At 63.0% G+C, this 18,448-nt stretch carries 15 protein-coding genes; 10 read left to right on the forward strand and 5 right to left on the reverse strand.

Annotated elements, in window-relative coordinates; all coding sequences use genetic code 11:
• The first annotated feature begins 900 nt into the window (after positions 1 to 900).
• The 8 genes from EV679_RS14950 (at position 901) to EV679_RS14985 (ending at position 11,864) form a co-directional block, all read left to right on the forward strand.
• Positions 901 to 1,578 carry a response regulator transcription factor gene (locus tag EV679_RS14950; protein ID WP_068375138.1) on the forward strand — a complete coding sequence of 226 codons (678 nt, stop codon included), beginning with the start codon at positions 901 to 903 and terminating at the stop codon, positions 1,576 to 1,578.
• Positions 1,575 to 4,226, forward strand: coding sequence for a sensor histidine kinase (locus tag EV679_RS14955; RefSeq protein WP_068375141.1), 2,652 nt, complete (start codon positions 1,575 to 1,577; stop codon positions 4,224 to 4,226). The genes EV679_RS14950 and EV679_RS14955 overlap by 4 nt, the downstream gene beginning before the upstream one ends.
• Positions 4,227 to 4,318: 92 nt before the next feature.
• Positions 4,319 to 5,395, forward strand: coding sequence for an ABC transporter substrate-binding protein (locus EV679_RS14960; RefSeq protein ID WP_068375144.1), 1,077 nt, complete (start codon positions 4,319 to 4,321; stop codon positions 5,393 to 5,395).
• 129 nt (positions 5,396 to 5,524) lie between these two features.
• Complete coding sequence (locus tag EV679_RS14965; protein ID WP_130487643.1) at positions 5,525 to 7,291, forward strand: ABC transporter permease; 1,767 nt, start codon at positions 5,525 to 5,527, stop codon at positions 7,289 to 7,291.
• On the forward strand, positions 7,288 to 8,373 hold the full coding sequence (locus tag EV679_RS14970; protein WP_130487644.1) for an ABC transporter ATP-binding protein: 1,086 nt from the start codon (positions 7,288 to 7,290) through the stop codon (positions 8,371 to 8,373). The genes EV679_RS14965 and EV679_RS14970 overlap by 4 nt, the downstream gene beginning before the upstream one ends.
• Positions 8,374 to 9,117: 744 nt before the next feature.
• On the forward strand, positions 9,118 to 10,071 hold the full coding sequence (locus tag EV679_RS14975; RefSeq protein WP_130487730.1) for a 3-carboxyethylcatechol 2,3-dioxygenase: 954 nt from the start codon (positions 9,118 to 9,120) through the stop codon (positions 10,069 to 10,071).
• A gap of 37 nt (positions 10,072 to 10,108) precedes the next feature.
• On the forward strand, positions 10,109 to 10,909 hold the full coding sequence (locus tag EV679_RS14980) for a 2-keto-4-pentenoate hydratase (RefSeq protein WP_130487645.1): 801 nt from the start codon (positions 10,109 to 10,111) through the stop codon (positions 10,907 to 10,909).
• An 82-nt stretch (positions 10,910 to 10,991) separates the two neighbouring features.
• The gene (locus EV679_RS14985) at positions 10,992 to 11,864 is read left to right on the forward strand and encodes an alpha/beta fold hydrolase (RefSeq protein ID WP_130487646.1); all 873 of its coding nucleotides are present in this window, start codon (positions 10,992 to 10,994) and stop codon (positions 11,862 to 11,864) included.
• Positions 11,865 to 11,883: 19 nt separating this feature from the next.
• Here EV679_RS14985 and pdxR read toward each other — a convergent pair whose 3' ends face one another.
• A complete protein-coding gene (gene pdxR / locus EV679_RS14990; protein ID WP_130487647.1) occupies positions 11,884 to 13,305 on the reverse strand; it encodes a MocR-like pyridoxine biosynthesis transcription factor PdxR in 1,422 nt (473 codons plus the stop codon).
• A 5-nt stretch (positions 13,306 to 13,310) separates the two neighbouring features.
• Here pdxR and EV679_RS14995 point away from each other — a divergent pair, with 5 nt between their 5' ends.
• Positions 13,311 to 13,856 carry a carboxymuconolactone decarboxylase family protein gene (locus EV679_RS14995; protein WP_341272971.1) on the forward strand — a complete coding sequence of 182 codons (546 nt, stop codon included), beginning with the start codon at positions 13,311 to 13,313 and terminating at the stop codon, positions 13,854 to 13,856.
• Positions 13,857 to 13,880: 24 nt separating this feature from the next.
• Positions 13,881 to 15,095 (forward strand): MFS transporter, encoded by a 1,215-nt coding sequence (locus EV679_RS15000; protein ID WP_130487648.1) that lies wholly within the window; start codon positions 13,881 to 13,883, stop codon positions 15,093 to 15,095.
• Between the two features lie 42 nt (positions 15,096 to 15,137).
• Here EV679_RS15000 and EV679_RS15005 read toward each other — a convergent pair whose 3' ends face one another.
• The 4 genes from EV679_RS15005 to EV679_RS15020 are packed head-to-tail and all read right to left on the reverse strand — an operon-like array spanning position 15,138 to position 18,447.
• Complete coding sequence (locus tag EV679_RS15005) at positions 15,138 to 16,088, reverse strand: DNA-binding transcriptional regulator (protein WP_130487649.1); 951 nt, start codon at positions 16,086 to 16,088, stop codon at positions 15,138 to 15,140.
• Complete coding sequence (locus EV679_RS15010; RefSeq protein ID WP_165390065.1) at positions 16,067 to 16,879, reverse strand: IclR family transcriptional regulator domain-containing protein; 813 nt, start codon at positions 16,877 to 16,879, stop codon at positions 16,067 to 16,069. Before EV679_RS15010 ends, EV679_RS15005 begins: the two co-directional genes overlap by 22 nt.
• A 10-nt stretch (positions 16,880 to 16,889) precedes the next feature.
• On the reverse strand, positions 16,890 to 17,675 hold the full coding sequence (locus tag EV679_RS15015) for an aspartate/glutamate racemase family protein (protein ID WP_130487651.1): 786 nt from the start codon (positions 17,673 to 17,675) through the stop codon (positions 16,890 to 16,892).
• Positions 17,676 to 17,685: 10 nt separating this feature from the next.
• Positions 17,686 to 18,447, reverse strand: coding sequence for an SDR family NAD(P)-dependent oxidoreductase (locus EV679_RS15020; protein WP_127773216.1), 762 nt, complete (start codon positions 18,445 to 18,447; stop codon positions 17,686 to 17,688).
• Between the last annotated feature and the right edge of the window lies 1 nt (position 18,448).

Raw genomic sequence — 18,448 nt, forward strand, 5'->3', positions numbered from 1 at the left:
AACGAGATTATGAAGCAGTTTTTCAGGTTTGTCAACTCAGTTTCGTTTGCCACTTAGCGGCTATCCACTGAATCCCTACTTGAAAAACGCCGCCTAGGTAAACCCACCAGACCTCGTTTCCAGTTGCTTATCAGAACCGCCCCTTTCGGGTTAACCCTGAGTTACCAAGCAACCGAGTCGGAAACTATAACATGGGATTTTGAAGTTTGTCAACACTTGCTAAACCGCTTCACTCCCCTGCCGAATCCGCTTCCTAGCGCTGCTTGGCCGTCCCTTAGGGATCAAACCGCTGCGCCTGAAAACAAACTCCGTTTCCGGCCCCGTTGAACTTTACTGCGCCCCTTTCGCTGGGAAAGATTTGCTGTGCTGCTCAACAGAAAATGAAATATAGCACGCTTTTCATCACCGTGTAAAACTTTTCGAAGAAAATCTTCTTTTTCCCCAAAAAGCCGCCCGACGGGCCGTCAGCCAGCCTGACGACGCCTTCCCTGGCGCCTTTCCGGGCCAGGGTGCCTCCTCGCCCTGGTGCCGCCCACGCCGGCAGCGGCGCGTCCCGCCCCCGGCCGCCCCAACGCCCGCCACGAGCCGCCATCTCCCTACTACCGAGACTCCGGAAAAAGGGCCGCCCGCAGCCCTATATACGCAGCCCTATATACGCAGCCCTATATACGCAGCCCTATATACAGAGCGCCCTCTATCTATATATAGACACGGCTACAGCCCGCTCCGCTCAACGACCCTTCCTTTCCCTCCTGACAGCCGCCCCGGCGCCATCCATCACGCCAGGGTGCTGACAGGCAAAGAGGATAGAATGATTCCGACCTGTCGCTGGCGGTGCCGGCCATACCGGCGCCGCCGCCCCAAAAAAACACAGCTTATATGGCGCGGCGAGGAGACAAAATGCGGATACTGGTCGTCGAAGACAACAGTGACCTGGGCGAAGCCATTCAAAGCCGGCTGCGCCGTATCGGCCATACCGTCGAGTGGGTATGCAGCGGCGCGGATGCGCTGAGCTACCTGCAACACGAGGAATGGGATGGCATGCTGCTGGACATCATGCTGCCCGACTCAGACGGCTTTGCCATCATCAAGCAGCTGCGCCAACGACAGCAGCACATCCCCACCCTGGTCATGACGGCACGTGCCGAGATCGAGGACAAGGTAGGCATGCTGGACCTCGGCGCGGACGACTATCTGGTCAAGCCCTTCGACCTGCGAGAACTGGAAGCCCGCCTGCGCGTGCTGCTGCGGCGGCAGGACCATGCCCAGACAGGCAGCCTGACGGTGCTGGGCAACCTGGTGCTCGATAGCGCTGCCCGGCGCGTAACCGTGGACGGTGCGACGATAGACTTCGGGCGCCGTGAATTCTGCCTGCTGGAGATCCTGGTACAGAAACGCAGCCAGGTGGTCTCCAAGGAACGCCTGATGACCCAGCTTTTCAACTTCGATGAAGAAAGCAGCCCCAATGCCGTGGAGTTGCTGATTTCCCGCATCCGCCGCAAGCTGGGCAATGCCGCCATACGGATAGATACCATCCGCGGAACGGGCTACAGCGCCGTCCTGGTTGATGGCGCATGAAGCGCCAGCCGTATTCGATACAGCGCCGCCTGCTGCTCATGGCGCTGGGCATCCTGGCGCTGTGCTTCGCCGGGCTTTGCTGGCTTTCCCATCATTACGCCCAGCGCGCTGCGGATGCCGCCTACGACCGCCTGCTTGCCGCGTCCGCCTTGACCATCGCCAATGCCGTCCAGGCCGAAGATGGCCAACTGACCGTGGAACTGCCATATTCCGCCATGGCCATGCTGTCGGACCAGGAGCATATCTATTACGCCATCCATGGCGATGGCGGGCTGATTTCCGGCTATGCCGATCTCGGCGCGGCGCTGCCGCCGGCCCAATCGGAAAAACCGGTGTTCACCGTCATGGAATTCCTGGGCCAGCCGGTACGCATGGTCACGGCCGGCCGCCTGGTCACCGGCATGCATGGCCGCGGCTGGGTGACCATACGCGTTGCCGAGACCCTGGGCACGCGCCAGCAATTGAGCGACACCCTGTTTCAGCGCAGCGTGGTGCCCCTGATGGTGATCATGCTGGTGGCCGTTGCCCTGCTGGGCTTCGGCATGCGCCGCGCCTTCCGGCCGCTGGCCGCACTGGAACAGGAGCTGCGGCAGCGTTCGCCCGACAACCTGCAGGCCATTACCCAGGCCGTCCCTATAGAAATCGGCGGACTGGTGCATGCGCTCAATGATTTCATGCTGCGGCTCAAGGGCGCCATTGGCACGCTCAACAGCCTGGTCGCCGATGCGGCCCACCAGATCCGCACCCCGCTCGCCGCGCTCAAAATGCAAGCGGAACTGGCTCTCGAGGAAACCAGCCTGGAAGCCATACAACCGCGCGTGCAACGCATCCACGCCAACGCCGGCCACACCACGCAGCTCCTGAACCAGCTGCTGATGGATGCAACCATCTCGCACCGGCGGGACAGCGCCCTGTCCAGCGAACTGCGCGTGCGGGCCGTCGTGAAAGAAGTCATGCAACGCCTGAACCCGGATGACACCCCCCGCATCCGCTGGCATGTCACGCCCTCAGCCAGACGGGCGATCCTGCACGGCGACCATGTCAGCCTGCGTGAAATGCTGCGCAATGTGGTGGACAACGCCCTGGTCTATGGCGGCGAAGGCGAAGTCGAAATCCAGGTATTCAGCCGGCGCGAAGGCTATATCGTGTTCGATGTCTCCGATCGCGGCCCTGGCATCACGGATGCAGAAAAACCGCTGGTGTTGCAGCGTTTCGCGCGCGGCAGCACCAGCGGCGGCCGGATAGGTTCCGGGCTGGGCCTGTCCATCGTGCAATCCGTCGTCCGCACCCATGATGGCGAATTGCTGCTGCGCGACCGGCCTGGCGGCGGCCTGACGGTACGCATCGTCCTGCCCGCCAGGCTCGTCGCCCGCGAACACGGCCCGGCCAGCGTTCTGTCCGGCAGCCTGGGCGCGGTATTGCCATGCCTGTTGCTGGGCCTGGTGCTGGCCCTGCCTGCCGCCCCCACCCTGGCCAGCCCCGACATGCCGGCGGATACCAGCGCCACTCCATCCTTTGGTGCTGCCATGCCGGCGCCCCGGCATCCGCCCGGCAACACGGGCGACACCCCTGCCGCCATGGGCAACGATCGCCAGGGTTCCGATTTCACTATCCGCCTGACCCACTATCCCGCCCGCCAGGGCGATGGCAGCGCGGCCCAGGCCCGCCTGCGCGTGGCTGGACCGACCGACACGGAACTGTTCCAGTGGCTGGTACAGGATTTCCAGCAGCTCCACCCCCAGATTGCCGTCGATTATCTGGAAATCGACAGCATGGGCCTGTATCTGCGGGTGCTTGCCGGGCAGATGCCCCCGGTGGATGTACTGATCAGTTCCGCCGCAGACCTGCAACTGAAACTGGCCAATGATGGCTACGCCCGGGCCCACGAATCCATGTATACCCAGCGCGTGCCGGGTTGGGCGCGCTGGCGCAACGAGGTCTACGGTTTTACACAGGAACCGGTAGTCATTGCCTATTCCCGCTCCCGCTTCGCCCCCGGCCAGCGCCCGAAATCCCGCAATGAACTCTTGCGCCTGCTGGAAGCAGAAGGGCCGCGCCTGCGCCATCGCATCGGCACCTACGATATCCACATCAGCGGCGCTGGTTATCTGCTCGCGCTGTATGACGAACGCACCTCGGCAAACTTCTGGGGCATGGCCAACCAGTTGGGGCAGGCCGGCGTGCGCCTCTATGGCACGACCGCCGAACTGCTCGATGGCCTGGAAAGTGGCGAACTGGATATCGCCTATAACGTGCTGGGCCCGTATGCCCTCGGCCGTCAGCGTGCCGGTGCAGATATCGCCGTCGTGGTGCCGGAAGACTACATTACCGTGCTGACACGCAGCGCCCTGATCCACCGCGATGCGCCCTCCCCGGAAATCGCCGGCACCTTCATCGACTACCTGCTCTCGCCACGCGGCCAGCGCGCCGCCATGGAGCAGGCGGGCCTGCCTCCGCTGCTGCCGGACGACACCGGCCTGGAAGATCCGCTGCTCGGCGAGCTGAAACAAGGCCTGCTGCAACCCATCGTGCTTGGCCCGGCACTGCTGGTTGGCCTGGACCAGACGCGCCGGCGCCGCTTCCTGGACAACTGGACGCGTCTGGTCACAGATACGCCGGACTTGCAAACGCCGATGACAGGTCGGTGACAGCGTGCACAACCATAATAGTCTCCAGCCCCGGGCATAGCCGGGCATCCGGCGCGATAGACGCCAACATGAAAAATACATGAGGAGACAATATGAGACTGCATCCGACACACTCGGCCTCCCTGGTGCTTGCCGCTGCGCTTGGCGGCGGACTTGCCTTTGCCGCCCAGGCGGACGACCTGACCAGCAAGGCCGAAGCGGAAGGCAAAGTCATCATTTATTCCACCACCGACACCAAGGCCGCCGCGCCACTGATCGCAGCCTTCGAGGCCAAGCACGGCAAGGTCAAGGTGGAATACCACGACATGAACAGCACGGAGCTCTATAACCGCTACATCAGCGAACAGGCAGCGGGCGGTGGCAGCGCCGACCTGCTGTGGAGCTCTTCCATGGATTCGGCCATGCGCCTGGCGACTCGCTACGCGGACAGCTATGAATCCCCTGAAATCCCCTCCCTGCCAGAATGGGCCGTCTGGAACAATGCGGCGTTCGGCACGACCTACGAGCCCATCGCCTTCATCTATAACACCCGCCTGATCAAGGAAGACGAAGTGCCGCGCACGCACGCGGCACTGGCCGAACTGGTGAAGAACCAGCCCGACCGCTTCCGCAACAAGGTCACGACCTACGACATCGAAAAATCAGCGGTCGGATACATGCTGGCGGCCCAGGACAACCTCCGCAACCCGGATTACCTGGACTTCATCAAGGGCGTGGGCGCAGCCAACCTGGTGCTGCAATCCTCCACCGGCACCATGATGGAACGCGTTTCCTCAGGCGAGAACCTGATCGGCTACAACCTGCTTGGTTCCTATGCCGAGACGCGCGCAGCCAATGATCCTTCCATCGGCATCGTCTATCCCGCCGACTACACCCCGGTACTGTCGCGCGTGGCCTTCGTCAGCAAGAAGGCTGCCAACCCCAACGCCGCCCGCCTGTTCCTGGACTTCATGCTGTCGGCCGAAGGCCAGGGCGTGCTCGCCAACCAGTCCAACCTGACCTCCATCCGTGAAGATGTCGAAGGCGACAATGACGTCAAGGGGCTGACCAGCCGCCTGACGGAAACGACCCTGGTACCCATCCCCGTCGACGAAAGCCTGCTGCAGTACCTGGAACAGAAAGAGCGGCTGGCCTTCATCCGCAGCTGGCGCAACGCCGCAGGCAAGTAAAGCGCTTCCTGCGCCGCAGCCACGCATCCGTGGCTGCGTCCGCCCGGATGCCGGCCCGCATTTTCCAGGCTGACTGACGCGCAGCCAGCCTGCCGGCATCCCCACTCCTACTTTCGGGACCACCAGACTATGCAAGCCTTATATGCAAGGTTGCAGGCATGGCCGCGCCGTATCGTCGTACTGCTGACGGCGCTGGCGATCTACGTGCCGTTGAGCCTGATCATCATCCAGAGCTTCCTGTCCGAACCTTTTTTCTCCCCGGACAAATACTTCAGCCTGGAAGCCTTCCGTTTCATTTTTGACGACCCCGATTTCTATGATGCGCTGGTCAACGGCTTCATCATGGCATTCGGCCTGGCCGCCATCGCCATTCCCCTGGGCGGCATCCTGGCCTTCCTGATGGTGCGCACCGACCTGCCCGGCAGGACCTGGATCGAGCCGCTGATCCTGGTGCCCATCTTCGTCTCTCCCATGGTGCTGGGTTTCGGGTACATCGTCTCGGCCGGCCCGGTCGGATTTTTTTCCGTCTGGACGCAGAACCTGATCGGCTTCGTGCCCTGGAATATTTATTCCTTCACGAGCATCGTCATCATTGCGGGGCTGACCCACGTTCCGCACGCCTACCTCTATATCTCCGCTGCGCTGCGCAGCATAGGCTCGGATGTCGAGGAAGCCGCCCGCACCGCCGGTGCCAGCCCCCTGCAGGTCATGCGTGCCGTCAGCCTGCCCATGGTACGGCCCGCAATCCTGTACGCCATAGTCCTGCTGTTCTTCCTGGGCCTGGAAGTCTTCGGCCTGGTGCTGGTGCTGGGCGACCCGGAAGGGCATCTGGTGCTGGCAACTTATCTGTACAAGCTGACCAACAAGCTGGGCATTCCGTCCTATCACCTGATGGCTGCCGTGGCCGTGGTGCTGATCGCCATGACCATCCCCCTGGTGATGCTGCAACGCCGCCTGATGCGCTCGGCCAACCGCTTCGTTTCCATCAAGGGCAAGGCCACGCGCTCCCGCCCGCTGCCGCTGGGCCGCTGGCGCTGGGTGGCCGGCACCGTCGTGGCCATCTGGCTGGTCGTGACCATCATCGTGCCTATCGTCGGCGTCATGCTGCGCGCCTTCGTCTCCAACTGGGGCATAGGCATTTCGCTGCTGGACGTGCTGTCGCTGGACGCATTCCGTCAGGTCTTCGCGCAGGCCAGCCTGCTGCGCGCCATCGTCAACTCAGTCGCCATCGGCGTATTCGGCGGCGCACTGGCCGTCATCTGCTACCTGTTCATCGGCCTGGCCATGCACCGCAAGCCCGACAACGTGACGCGCTTCCTGGATTACAGCGTGCTGGTGCCGCGCGCCGTGCCGGGGCTGCTGGCCGGCCTGGCCTTCCTGTGGTGCTTCCTGTTCATCCCGATGTGGCTGAACCAGTCGCTGGAAGACGGCATATTGTCTGCGCTGCCGTTTGCCGGATGGCTGAGCGTCAACCTGGTCGAACCCATGCGGGCGCTGCGCAGCACCATCTTCAGCGTCTGGCTGGCCTATACCGTGGTCTGGCTGGCCTATGGCCTGCGCCTGATTTCGTCCACGCTGCTGCAGGTCGGTCCGGAACTGGAAGAAGCCGCCCGCAGCGCTGGCGCGCGGCCCGGACAGGTCACCCGCCACGTCACCGCGCCACTGGCGAAATTCGGCCTGATCAGCGCCTGGCTACTGATGTTCCTGATCTTTGAACGCGAGTACTCCACCGGCGTGTACCTGCTTACGCCGGGCACGGAAACCATCGGCTCCATGCTGGTCTCGCTGTGGGCCTCGGGTGCCATCGACATCGTCGCCGCCCTGTCCTTCATCAATATCGTCCTGGTCGTCATCGGCCTGGGCATTGCCTTACGCTTCGGAGTGAAACTGCGATGAGTGAACTGACCGTCGAAAACATCCACCTCGCCTACGATCGCAACCCCGTACTCAAGGGCGTGTCCATGTCGCTGGAACGCGGCGAAGTGGTATCGCTGCTGGGCGCCTCCGGCAGCGGCAAGACCACACTGCTGCGCGCCGTCGCCGGCCTGGAAGCCCCCAGCCAGGGCCGCATCACCATCGGCAGCACCGACATCTACGATTCCGCCCGGCGGATCGACGTCCCCGCCGAGGCCCGCAATCTCGGGCTGGTATTCCAGTCCTATGCGCTCTGGCCGCACAAGACCGTCGAACAGAACGTCGCCTATCCGCTGACGCTGCGCAAAGTGCCCAAGGCGGAACTCAAGCAGAAAGTACAGGCGATTCTCGACCAGCTTGGCCTGGGTGCCCTGGGCAGCCGCTATCCCAGCCAGCTTTCCGGTGGCCAGCAACAGCGCGTCGCCATTGCCCGTGCCCTGGTCTACAACCCGCCGGTCATCCTGCTGGACGAACCGCTGTCCAACCTGGATGCCAAGTTGCGCGAAGAGGCACGGGTCTTCCTGCGCGAACTGATCGTAGGCCTGGGCCTGTCGGCCCTGATGGTCACGCACGACCAGAGCGAAGCCATGGCGATTTCCGACCGCATTCTGCTGCTCAATGGCGGCGCCATCGAGCAGCAAGGTACGCCGCAGGATATTTATAGCCGCCCCCAAAGCCTGTACGCGGCGGAATTCATGGGCAGCAACAACCGCTTGCCTGGCAAGGCCGGACGCATCGAGCATGGCCGCGTCGAAGTCCAGGGCGATGGCTGGCGCTTCTGGGGCACGCCTGTCGGCGAACTCAAGGAAGGCCAGGCGGTCGTGGTCGTCGTCCGGGTTGAAAGCCTGAAAGTTGGCGCCGGTGATGACGCATCCGGCGAATTCAGCCTGCCGCTCAGCACCAGCATGTATCTGGGTGACCGCTGGGAACACGTCTTCCGGCTGGGCGAGGCCGGTACCCAGGCGGTTCCGCTGCGCGCGTTCGGCCGCGAGCCCCTGGCTGCCGGACACCACCCGGTGCGCATAGACCCGCAACAAGCCTGGGTCTATCCGGCCACCGCCTAAGCCCGCCGCCCGGCATGCGCCTGGCATGCCGGGCATCATGCGGCGGCTCGCCAAGGGCCGCCGCATGAACACAACAATACCTCCCCAGCCCGCCTTTTCTTCTCTTCCCTCCTAGCCGCACTGAACTGCACTGAGAGACCTGAGCGCCCTCGGCTTGCCTTCGGCGTGCTGTCTGCTTTCTGCTGTCTGCTTTCTGCTGTCTGCTTTCTGCTGTCTGCTTTCTGCTGTCTGCGCATCCTCGCGCGCGCCATGCCCAGCCCATTCCCTGCCTGATTGGCTGCGCCCTGCGGCGACAAGAAAATCTCCAAGGCCTTTCCCATCGCGCCTACCTTTGCGCGCCCTGCCCGGCACCCGCCCCTAGGCCAGCCTGGCCGACTGCGGCGCAGCAGCGCCATGGCATGCCATGCCACGCCATGCGGTGCGGTGCGGTGCGGTGCGGTGCGGTGCGGTGCGGTGCGGTGCGGTGCGGTGCGGTGCGCAGTGTGCACCTCGCACCAACTTTTTTTGGGCGCTTCAGAGGCCATTCCTACAATCGGTTCAGACAAATCAGCAGGCGGAAACACCGCCGGCTGGATGAATAAATACGGAGACAGGCGTGACGGAATTTCCCTCGCGCAAGCAGCTGCGGCAACGCGCCGCTGCCTAAGGCGCATGTTCCGGCCAAGCCTGGCTCAAGCGTCAGCCCCCTGTATCTGCGGCCCAAGCAAACCTGCCGCCGGTGCAGCCATGAAATCCGGAGATTCCATGAGTACCAGCATCGTCAAACTCAAGTGCCTGTCGCACACCCCCCTGCGCGGTCTGAATGACCCGGCGCCTGGCGTCGTCGCCGAAGTCGATGCCGTCATCGCTGCCGCGCGCGCCGAGGTCGAGGCCTTTGACCCGGAACTGATCGTCGTCTTCGCGCCCGATCACTACAACGGCCTGTTCTATGACCTGATGCCTCCTTTCGTGATTGCCACGGCAGCCGAATCCGTGGCGGACTACAAAACGCTGCCAGGCCCGCTATCCATCCCCGATGATCTGGCGCTGGATCTCGTGCGCCATGTACTCAACAGCGACCTGGACGTCGCCATGTCGCACCGGCTGCAGGTGGATCACGGATGCACCCAGATTCTGGAAGAAATGACAGGCAGCCTGACCCGCTACCCGGTCATTCCCGTCATCATCAACTCGGTGGCGCCCCCCTTCTGTCCGTACCGCCGCATCCGCCTGCTGGGCGAGGCAGTGGGCCGTTTCATCGCGGGGCTGGGCAAGCGCGTCCTGATCCTGGGCTCTGGCGGCCTGTCGCATGAACCGCCAGTGCCGGTGTATTCCGGCGCCAAGCCGGAAATCGCCGAATTCCTGATTTCTGGGCGCAACCCTAGCCCCGAAGCGCGTGCGGCACGCCAGGCGCGCACGCTGGCAACCGGCCAGATTTTCGGCACGCCAGCCTGCGACCTCACCCCGCTGAACCAAGAATGGGACCATGCCTTCATGGATCTGCTGATCGGCAAGGATCTGAGCAAAGTCGATGATTTCGAAATCGACGTCATCTCCAAAACGGCCGGCCGCTCCACGCACGAAGTCCGCACCTGGGTCGCCGCCTTTGCCGCCATGTCCGCCATCGGCGCGTATGAAGGCCGGCGCGATTACTACCGCCCGGTCAATGAATGGATTGCCGGGTATGGCGTCGTCAGCGCCGAACCGGCTGCGGTCTGACGCGATTTTCCGCGCCCTTTTTCAGGACATGCAAGACATGACACAAGCCCCTCTCCCCGCAGCACTGGACCCGCAAGGCGCGGCCAGCGCCTTGCGCCTGGCCGCCGAGCAGCTGCAGGCCATCGCCCCCTTGCGCGACCGCTTGCAGGACGCCAGCCCGGAAGCCGCCTATGCCATCCAGGAAGCCAATACCAGTCTCTGGCTGGAACAAGGCCGCCGTCTGGCAGGGCGGAAAATCGGCCTGACCTCGCTGGCAGTCCAGGCGCAACTGGGGGTGGATCAGCCCGACTTTGGCATGCTGTTCGATGATATGTCTGTCGGCGACGGCGAAACCATTGCCGCTGGCCGCCTGATTCAGCCCAAGGCCGAAGCGGAAGTCGCGCTGGTGCTGGGCCGCGACCTGAGCCACGAACGCCATACCTATGCCGACCTGATCCGCGCGACCGAATATTGCCTGCCCGCCATCGAAGTGGTGGACAGCCGGATTGCCGACTGGAACATCCGTTTTGTCGATACCGTGGCAGACAACGCGTCCAGCGGCCTGTTTGTGCTGGGCAGCCGCCCGGTGCTGCTGCGCGACATCGACCTGACGGATTGCGCCATGGAAATGCACTGCGACGGCGTCCCGGTATCACGCGGCAATGGCCGCGCCTGTCTGGGCAATCCGCTCAATGCCGCCGTCTGGCTCGCCAACACGATGGTGCGCTGCGGGCGTCCGCTGCAGGCCGGCGACATCGTGCTGACCGGCGCGCTGGGCCCGATGGCCGTCGTCCGCGGCGGCCAGCACTTCAGTGTGCATATCGCCGGTATGGGGCACGTATCGGTCAGTTTCGAATAAGCCCTCCCTCTCTCACGGGAAGCCCGCCATCCGCACGGTCTTCCCGTCCCCTTTGCTTCGCCATTCACCACCAGGAATTGCCATGACAACAAGCCCCACGATTCATACCGAAGCCAGCACCAGCCGCTTTGCCCGCATCAAGGAACAGGATCTGGACCTGCAGGTGCATTACAACGACACTGGCGGCAACGGCCCTGTCGTGGTCATGCTCCACGGTTCCGGCCCCGGCGCCAGCGGCTGGGCCAACTTCAACCGCAACGTCCAGCCGCTGGCCGATGCCGGTTTCCGCGTCATCCTGCTGGATTGCCCGGGCTGGAGCAAGAGCGATCCCATCGTCTGCACTGGCTCGCGTTCCGACCTGAATGCCCGCGCGCTCAAAGGCCTGCTGGATACGCTGAATATCGAACGCGCCCATATCATCGGCAATTCGATGGGCGGCCATAGCACCGTGGCTTTCTCGCTGGCCCACCCGGAACGCATAGGCAAGCTCGTTCTGATGGGCGGCGGCACTGGCGGCCCCAGCCAGTTCGTGCCCATGCCCGCCGAAGGCATCAAGCTGCTGCAGGCGCTCTACCGCGAACCGACCATCGAAAACCTGCGCCGCATGATGCAAGTCTTCGTTTTCGATACCAGCCATCTGACCGAAGAACTGTTCCAGGCCCGCCTGAACAATATGCTGTCGCGCCGCGACCACCTGGAAAATTTCGTCAAGAGCCTGGAAGCCAACCCGCGCCAATTCCCCGACTTCGGCCCGCGCCTGGGCGAAATCAAGGCACCGGCGCTGGTTATCTGGGGCCGCGACGACCGCTTCGTGCCCATGGACATCGGCCTGCGGCTGCTGTGGGGCATGGCCAACGCCGAACTGCACATCTTCAGCCGCTGCGGCCATTGGGCGCAATGGGAACATGCGGATAAATTCAACCGCATGGTGCTGGAATTCTTCACCCAGGATTAAGCCTCACCGCCATGGGACATCATCCTCCCATGGCGGTGATTAAACGGCGCGCCCATTCCTGCGCCATGTCCGGGTTCGTGACATTGGCAAAGCCCATCAGCAGCCCCCGGTGCGTCGGCTTGCGCATTTGCCAGCGGCTCAGCGCCTGAACCGCCAGGCCATGCGCCTGCGCGGCCGCAGCCATGGACGTGTCCTTATCCCCTGCTGTCAGCTTGCACAACAGATGAATGCCGCCGGCCTGAGGATGAACCTGCAGGCGCGAACCCCATGTTTGCTGTAGCGCATCCACCAGATAGCCGCGCCGCGCCGCATACAAGGCACGCATTTTGCGCAGATGGCGGGCAAAGTGGCCTTGCTCCATAAAATCCGCCGCCGTGGCCTGCGGCAGGATGGAACCGGGGCCGCCCGCATAGTCGCCAGCCTGCCTGAATCGTTCGACCTGCGCGTCCGGGACGACCAGATAGGCCAGACGCAAACCCGGATGCAGCACTTTGCTGAATGTGCCGGCATACAGCACGCGCCCATCGTGATCCAGGCTTTTCAGCGCCGGCAAGGGATGGCCGTGGTAGCGGAACTCGCTGTCGTAGTCATCTTCGATAATCCACGCCTCGCGGCGGCTGGCCCAGTCCAGCAATTGCAAGCGCCTGGGCAAAGACATCGCCATGCCCATCGGACTCTGATGCGTAGGCGTGACGACAGCGAACCGTGCCTCATCATTCCGCTGCTGGCCAGCCTCCACATTCAGACCCTCTGCATCGACAGGAACAGGTTCCAGGCGCATGCCCATGCGCTCCAGAAACTGGCGGGCAAAAAGGTAGCCGGGGTCTTCATACCACCCGGTATCGCCAGCTTGCAGCAAGGTGCGGCACACCAGGTCTAGCGCCCCCCAATAACCTGCTGTGATGAATACCTGCTCCGGCATGCAAACGATGCCGCGCGACACGCCAAGATAGGCTGCGATGGCGCGGCGCAGTGGCGCATACCCCGCCGGATCCGGATAGCGCATGGCGCTGATACCCGAGGCGCGCAAGTTGTGGCCGGCCAAGCGTGCCCACGTCTTGCGGGGAAAGGCATCCAGCGCTGGCAATCCCATCTGAAAAGGCCGTGGCGTTCCGTCATCCGACGGCGAATGCAACGATGGCCGCGCCAAAGGCGCGCAGGCCCTGGCAGTTTTCGGCTGGCCCAGATTCCCCAATTGAGGGGAGACGACAGTACCCGCTGGGCCACGCGCCAGGAAATAGCCCTCGCTGGTCAGCCTTTGATAAGCCTGTTCGACCGTGCCGCGCGCCAGATTCAGTTCACTCGCGAGGCTGCGCACAGACGGCACTCTGTCACCGGGCTGCAATTGCCCCGCGGCAATGGCATCACGGTAACGCCGATACAACTGCTGATAGAGCGGCACGCCTGGTTCCCGGCTGGGTTTCAACGGATGCAAATCCATGCGCTATGTCCTATCCATTTTTTCAATTCTTGCCACTTATGAATAGGACATTAGCCGGGCAGAATGCACAAGTAAAGCAAACCGCTGCACCCACCTTCCCCTTTTGCTGGAGATACTTCATGAAGCCCCTTCGCCTTCCTTACCAGACACTCTCCCCTGAGGCTTATCAGGGCTTGACCCTCACCAAGAAAGCCCTGGATCAGAGCAGCCTCGGAAAACCGTTGATAGAGCTGATCTATCTGCGGGTTTCGCAGATGAATGGCTGCGCCTTCTGCCTGGAGATGCACGCGGCGTCATTGCGCGCGGCGGGCGTGCCTGACAAAAAACTCGATGGCCTGGCCGGTTGGCGAGTCAGCCCGTCTTTCAGCGAACGCGAACGTTCCGCGCTGGCCTGGGCTGAATCCCTGGTAAACGTGGCCCAAAGCCATGCTTCGGATACCGATTTCGAGCAGCTCAACCTCCATTTCAATGACCAGGAAATTTCAGACCTGAGTTTTGCCATTGCATTGATGAGCGCCTTTAACCGGCTGGCGATTGGCATGCGCCAATAACACACGCGCACCGGACTGAATCCCATGAAGCGCACGCCATTGTTTCCCGGAACAAACGCCACGGATCGCGGCGCGGTATCGGTTTATGGCTTGAATGCCGCCGCCGTTCTGGCGCTGGGCACGTTTGTTGTCGGCACCGACGCATTCATTGTGGCGGCATTTCTCCCCTCAATGGCGCAAGAACTCGGGGTGACGCAAGCCATGGCGGGTCAATCCGTCACCCTCTTCGCGCTCGCCTATGCCGTCCTCGCTCCTGTCATCGCCGTCTTGAGCGCCACGGTCAAACGGCGGCGGCTGCTTGTCCTGGCATTAATACTTCTTGGCCTGGCGAATCTGGGGTCTGCCATGGCGAATTCGTTTGGCCTCCTGATCGCATCCAGAGTGGCCGCCGCCGCGGCAGCCGCGGCTTACACCCCCAATGCGGGCGCTGCCGCGGCGGCAATGGTCCGCCCTGATAGCCGCGCTCGCGCCCTAGCTATCGTGATTGGCGGCCTGACCGCTGCCACAGCTTTCGGTATCCCCTTAGGCCATTGGGTCAGCACCGCCTTGAGTTGGCGCGCCACGTTCCTATTGATAGCCGCCCTCTGCGCCGCCGCTGCCCTCTGCATAGGAATGGCCATGCCGGAAATGCCTGGCGGCGCGCGCGTGACCTTACGGCAACGCCTGGCGGTTCTCCAGCATCGCCAGGTACGGCGCATCCTGCCGCTGACTGTCCTGGGCATGGCTGCCTGCTACGCGCCTTACGCCTTCACCCTCCCTATCCTGGATGGGCTGCTGGGGCATTCGGAATCCGTCACCGCCATGCTGCTTTGCTATGGGCTTGGCGCCGTAGCAGGCAATTACCTGTCGGGCTGGGCCACTGATAGACTCGGGCCTGTCACGGTACTCACCGGCGCCTATGCCTTGATGTTCTGCGCCTTGAGCGCCATGGCGCTGGCCTGGCGCCATCCCCCTGTCGCCCCCGTCTGGGCCGCCATGCTGATGATAGGCTGGGGCGCAAGCAGCTGGGCGCAAACCCCTGCGCAACAACACAGGCTGATTGCCAGCGCTCCGCAGGAAACGGCATTCGTTATTGCGCTGAATTCCTCGGCCATCTACCTGGGCATTTCCATGGGCACAGCCATAGGCAGCCAATCCATGCAGACGGACGCGAACCTCACGCTATGGTACGGCGGCATGCTCTCTGCGGCAGCGCTGTGCTATCTGCTGATGACGGCCACCCGGCCGGCGCGCCAGTGAACTCGGCCAGCTGCCGCGCGCCGTCCCTCCTTCAGCCGTCCCCTACACCGTCAGCAACAGGTCCGGCAGGGTTTCCCGATGCGGCGCCAGGGCGGGCGCTGCGGGTGCTGCGGCAGGCACGGCGGCAGCGCCCTCCGGCATCAGATGAGACTCGATTTCCGCCACTGCCGTCTGCAAGGCGGGCAACAGGCGCTGCTCGGCTTCACGCGTGGTCATCGCCTTCTTGGTGAAAATAATATTGATGCAGCCCAGCACCCGATCACCGTGGTGAATCGGCAAGGCAATGGCGCTCATGCGCGCCTGTTCGGTCCAATCGCCATCATTGGAACCAAAGCCCTGTTCCCGGGTTTTCTGCAACAGCGCCGCCACCAGTTGCGGATTGCGCGCCAGGCGCGCCTGTTCATCATTGCCCTGCTGCAGCAGCCGCAGGATTTCCTCCCGCTCCGCTGACGGACAGGCGCTCAGGTAGGCGCGCCCCGCCGCCGTGAACAGCATGGGCAGGCGCCGCCGTATCATGGCCCGGTGAAAGGACAGCGGGCTGAAGCGGTGCGTGGTTTCCCGCACCACCATGCTGTCGCCATCCAGCGTACAGAGGTCGGAAGGCCAGACCGCCTTTTGCAATAGCCGCCCCAAGGCCTGGCCCGCCACCTCGGACACCCAGTCCTCGTCCGTGAAGCCGTCGCTCAACTGCCGGACTTTATGGTTCAGGCTGTAATGTTCATCCGAAGCATTGCGGCGCACATAGCCTTCATTCTGCAGGGTTTCCAGCATGCGCCGCACCGTGGTCCGGTGCAGGCCGGTGGCAGCGCTGATTTCCTTGATCGAGGCGCGCCCGCCCAGCGCCTGGTTCAGGCACAGCAGGATTTCCAGGCCGCGCCGCAAACTTTCGATAGGCCGGTAGCTGGAGGCTTCCTCGGCGCCGTCCCAGTCTTCCACAACGGCGCTGTCCGACGCCCAGGGGGTCGATACCCTCAATGCTTGTACCTGAGCCATCCGTATTCTCCCAAAGGCAGCGGGTCCAGTTCACGCTCGATGTCGTGCACGCATTCATGCAAGGCATCCAGGTAGCGCTCGGCCGCCTTGGCCGGCGTCATGGCGCTTCTGAAAAACATGATGTTGATCGCGCCCAGCACGCGATTGCGCCAGCACACCGGATAGGCAATGGCGCTGATATTCGGCTCCGTGCCGCCTGACGATTCGGAATAGCCGCGCTCGCGGGCCTGCAGGCGCAGTTGCTGCAGCTCATGGCGCACAGCCTCCTTGGCAAAGCCGTCATGCTTCATGATGCTGGCCAGATCCAGAATCTGCTCCAGGCTGTCGTCCGCCACTTCGCTCAGGATGGCCACCCCCAGCGCAGAACGCAGCAAGGGCCGGGTCTTGCCCACCATGGCGCGATTGACCGACATCGGGCTGAAACGGTGCGTGGATTCCCGGATTTCCAGGTGCCCCGAAGAAAACGTGGCAAAGTCGCTAGGCCATTGCACCTGCGACAGCAGGCGCCCCAGATAGGGGCCGATGACCTGCACCACCCAGTCCTCGTCCTTGACGCTATCGGCAAAACGGCGAAAGCGGGTCGTCAGAAAATAGCGTCCGTCACCTGGCCGGAGATACACATAGCCCGCCTGTTCCAGCGTGAACAACAGGCGATACACCGTGGCCCGGTGAATGCCTGTGTATTTGGCCAATTCACCTGGGCTGGCCCAGCCCAGGTCGCTCAACGCCCCTATCAATTCAAGGCCGCGCTCCAGGGCGCGGACCCTGGGATAAACATCGGTTTCTGCCACGTTTTTCTCCTCAGTCGGGAGGATACAGCGCCAGCAGTTCCGCACTGGGTTTGATGTAATGCCAGCGCCGGCCCGCATGCAGGCCGGTCAACCGGTGCAGCTTGGCCAGCATTTCCGCATAGGACAAGGGCGCGCCCACGCCATCCAGCACACTGACGCCGTCAATCTCATAAATATCATTGGCCGCCAGCACTTCTGCCACCAGCCCTTCGGCGGGCACAATCAGGTCCGCCCCTGCGGCAATGGCGCGCCGCGCCGTTGCCGTGAAAGCAGCAATGTAATCGCCCGGCTCCAGGAACATCTGCTCGATGGCGCGTTCGGGCAACTGCGGTTCAATGACATAAATGCCGCTGATGCGCGCTTCCAGACGATGGCGCTGCATGGCATTTTTCAGGAACCACTGGTTTTCCTCGTTCAAGGTCACCAGGCCGATCTGCTGCGCCATGGAACAGGAAATCAGCACCGTGCTTTCCGGCATGGAAATCACCGGAATATCGACCAGCGAACGGCACTCGCGCAACAAGGGTTCGGTATAGGTACCGATCACGAAGGCGTCATAGCCCTCTTGTTCAGCGCGGTGCACGTTATGCAGCAATTGCCGGCTCATGGCCTTGTGATAGGCGTATGGCACTTTCATCACTTCGCTGGGCGACTTGCCATGCCACATGGATTCCGGCACGCCATGCAGGATGATTTCCGTGCCGGGATTGGCAATGCGCGCATAGTGCCGCGCCAGCGATTCCCGGTAAACCGGATAGTTGTCCAGATCCACGCTGGACTGATGCCAGATTTTCATCCCTGCCCCCTCAGACCATGTAATAGCCGCCGTTGACGTCCAGCGTGCTACCCGTCACATAGGCCGCCAGCGGATTCACCAGATAGGTCACGGCCGCCGCTACCTCGTCCGGCTGGCCCACGCGCGCGAGCGGCACCAGGCCCACGGCCCCCGCATCATCCTTGCGGTCCAGGCGCGTGCGCAGCATGGGCGTATCAATCAGGCCGGGCGCCACCACGTTGGCGGTAATGTTCAAGGGCGCCATTTCACGCGCCAGCGCCTTGGTGAACGCAATGACGGCGGCCTTGCTGGCCACATAGGCGGTGCAAGAGCGGTAACCGCCCAGTTGCGCCGCTGTCGAGGCGAAATTGATGATGCGGCCGTGCTGGATGGAGGCATCGGCCTGCATCACAAACGCCCGGCATACGGCATAGGTGCCAAAAGCGTTGACCGCAAAAACTTTTTCCCACAGTTCCGGGGTCGTGTTGCGCACGTCTATCACCGCGCCGCCCTCACCAACAGGCGAGACCGCCGCCGTGTTCACCAGCACGGACAACTGCACCCCTTCATCACGCAGGCGGGCGAACAAAGACTCCACCGAAGCCATATTGCTGATATCCACGCTTGCGGTGCGGTGGCCGTGGCCGGGCAAAGCCGCTGCCAGCGCCTGCAAGGGCGCGGCATCCAAGTCGGCCAGGACGACCTGCAAGCCCTGCTGCGCCAATGTCCGGCAAACCGACTGGCCAATGCCGCCAGCCGCGCCAGTCACCAGGGCAATACGATTTTCACTCATA

Source organism: Kerstersia gyiorum (genome assembly GCF_004216755.1).
In the GTDB taxonomy this organism is placed as follows: Bacteria; Pseudomonadota; Gammaproteobacteria; order Burkholderiales; family Burkholderiaceae_B; genus Kerstersia; species Kerstersia gyiorum.

Coding starts and splice junctions, on each gene's coding strand:
- EV679_RS14950 (WP_068375138.1), top strand. CDS start 901: ATGCGGATACTGGTCGTCGAAGACAACAGTGACCTGGGCGAAGCCATT.
- EV679_RS14955 (WP_068375141.1), top strand. CDS start 1,575: ATGAAGCGCCAGCCGTATTCGATACAGCGCCGCCTGCTGCTCATGGCG.
- EV679_RS14960 (WP_068375144.1), top strand. CDS start 4,319: ATGAGACTGCATCCGACACACTCGGCCTCCCTGGTGCTTGCCGCTGCG.
- EV679_RS14965 (WP_130487643.1), top strand. CDS start 5,525: ATGCAAGCCTTATATGCAAGGTTGCAGGCATGGCCGCGCCGTATCGTC.
- EV679_RS14970 (WP_130487644.1), top strand. CDS start 7,288: ATGAGTGAACTGACCGTCGAAAACATCCACCTCGCCTACGATCGCAAC.
- EV679_RS14975 (WP_130487730.1), top strand. CDS start 9,118: ATGAGTACCAGCATCGTCAAACTCAAGTGCCTGTCGCACACCCCCCTG.
- EV679_RS14980 (WP_130487645.1), top strand. CDS start 10,109: ATGACACAAGCCCCTCTCCCCGCAGCACTGGACCCGCAAGGCGCGGCC.
- EV679_RS14985 (WP_130487646.1), top strand. CDS start 10,992: ATGACAACAAGCCCCACGATTCATACCGAAGCCAGCACCAGCCGCTTT.
- pdxR (WP_130487647.1), bottom strand. CDS start 13,305: ATGGATTTGCATCCGTTGAAACCCAGCCGGGAACCAGGCGTGCCGCTC.
- EV679_RS14995 (WP_341272971.1), top strand. CDS start 13,311: ATGTCCTATCCATTTTTTCAATTCTTGCCACTTATGAATAGGACATTA.
- EV679_RS15000 (WP_130487648.1), top strand. CDS start 13,881: ATGAAGCGCACGCCATTGTTTCCCGGAACAAACGCCACGGATCGCGGC.
- EV679_RS15005 (WP_130487649.1), bottom strand. CDS start 16,088: ATGGCTCAGGTACAAGCATTGAGGGTATCGACCCCCTGGGCGTCGGAC.
- EV679_RS15015 (WP_130487651.1), bottom strand. CDS start 17,675: ATGAAAATCTGGCATCAGTCCAGCGTGGATCTGGACAACTATCCGGTT.
- EV679_RS15020 (WP_127773216.1), bottom strand. CDS start 18,447: ATGAGTGAAAATCGTATTGCCCTGGTGACTGGCGCGGCTGGCGGCATT.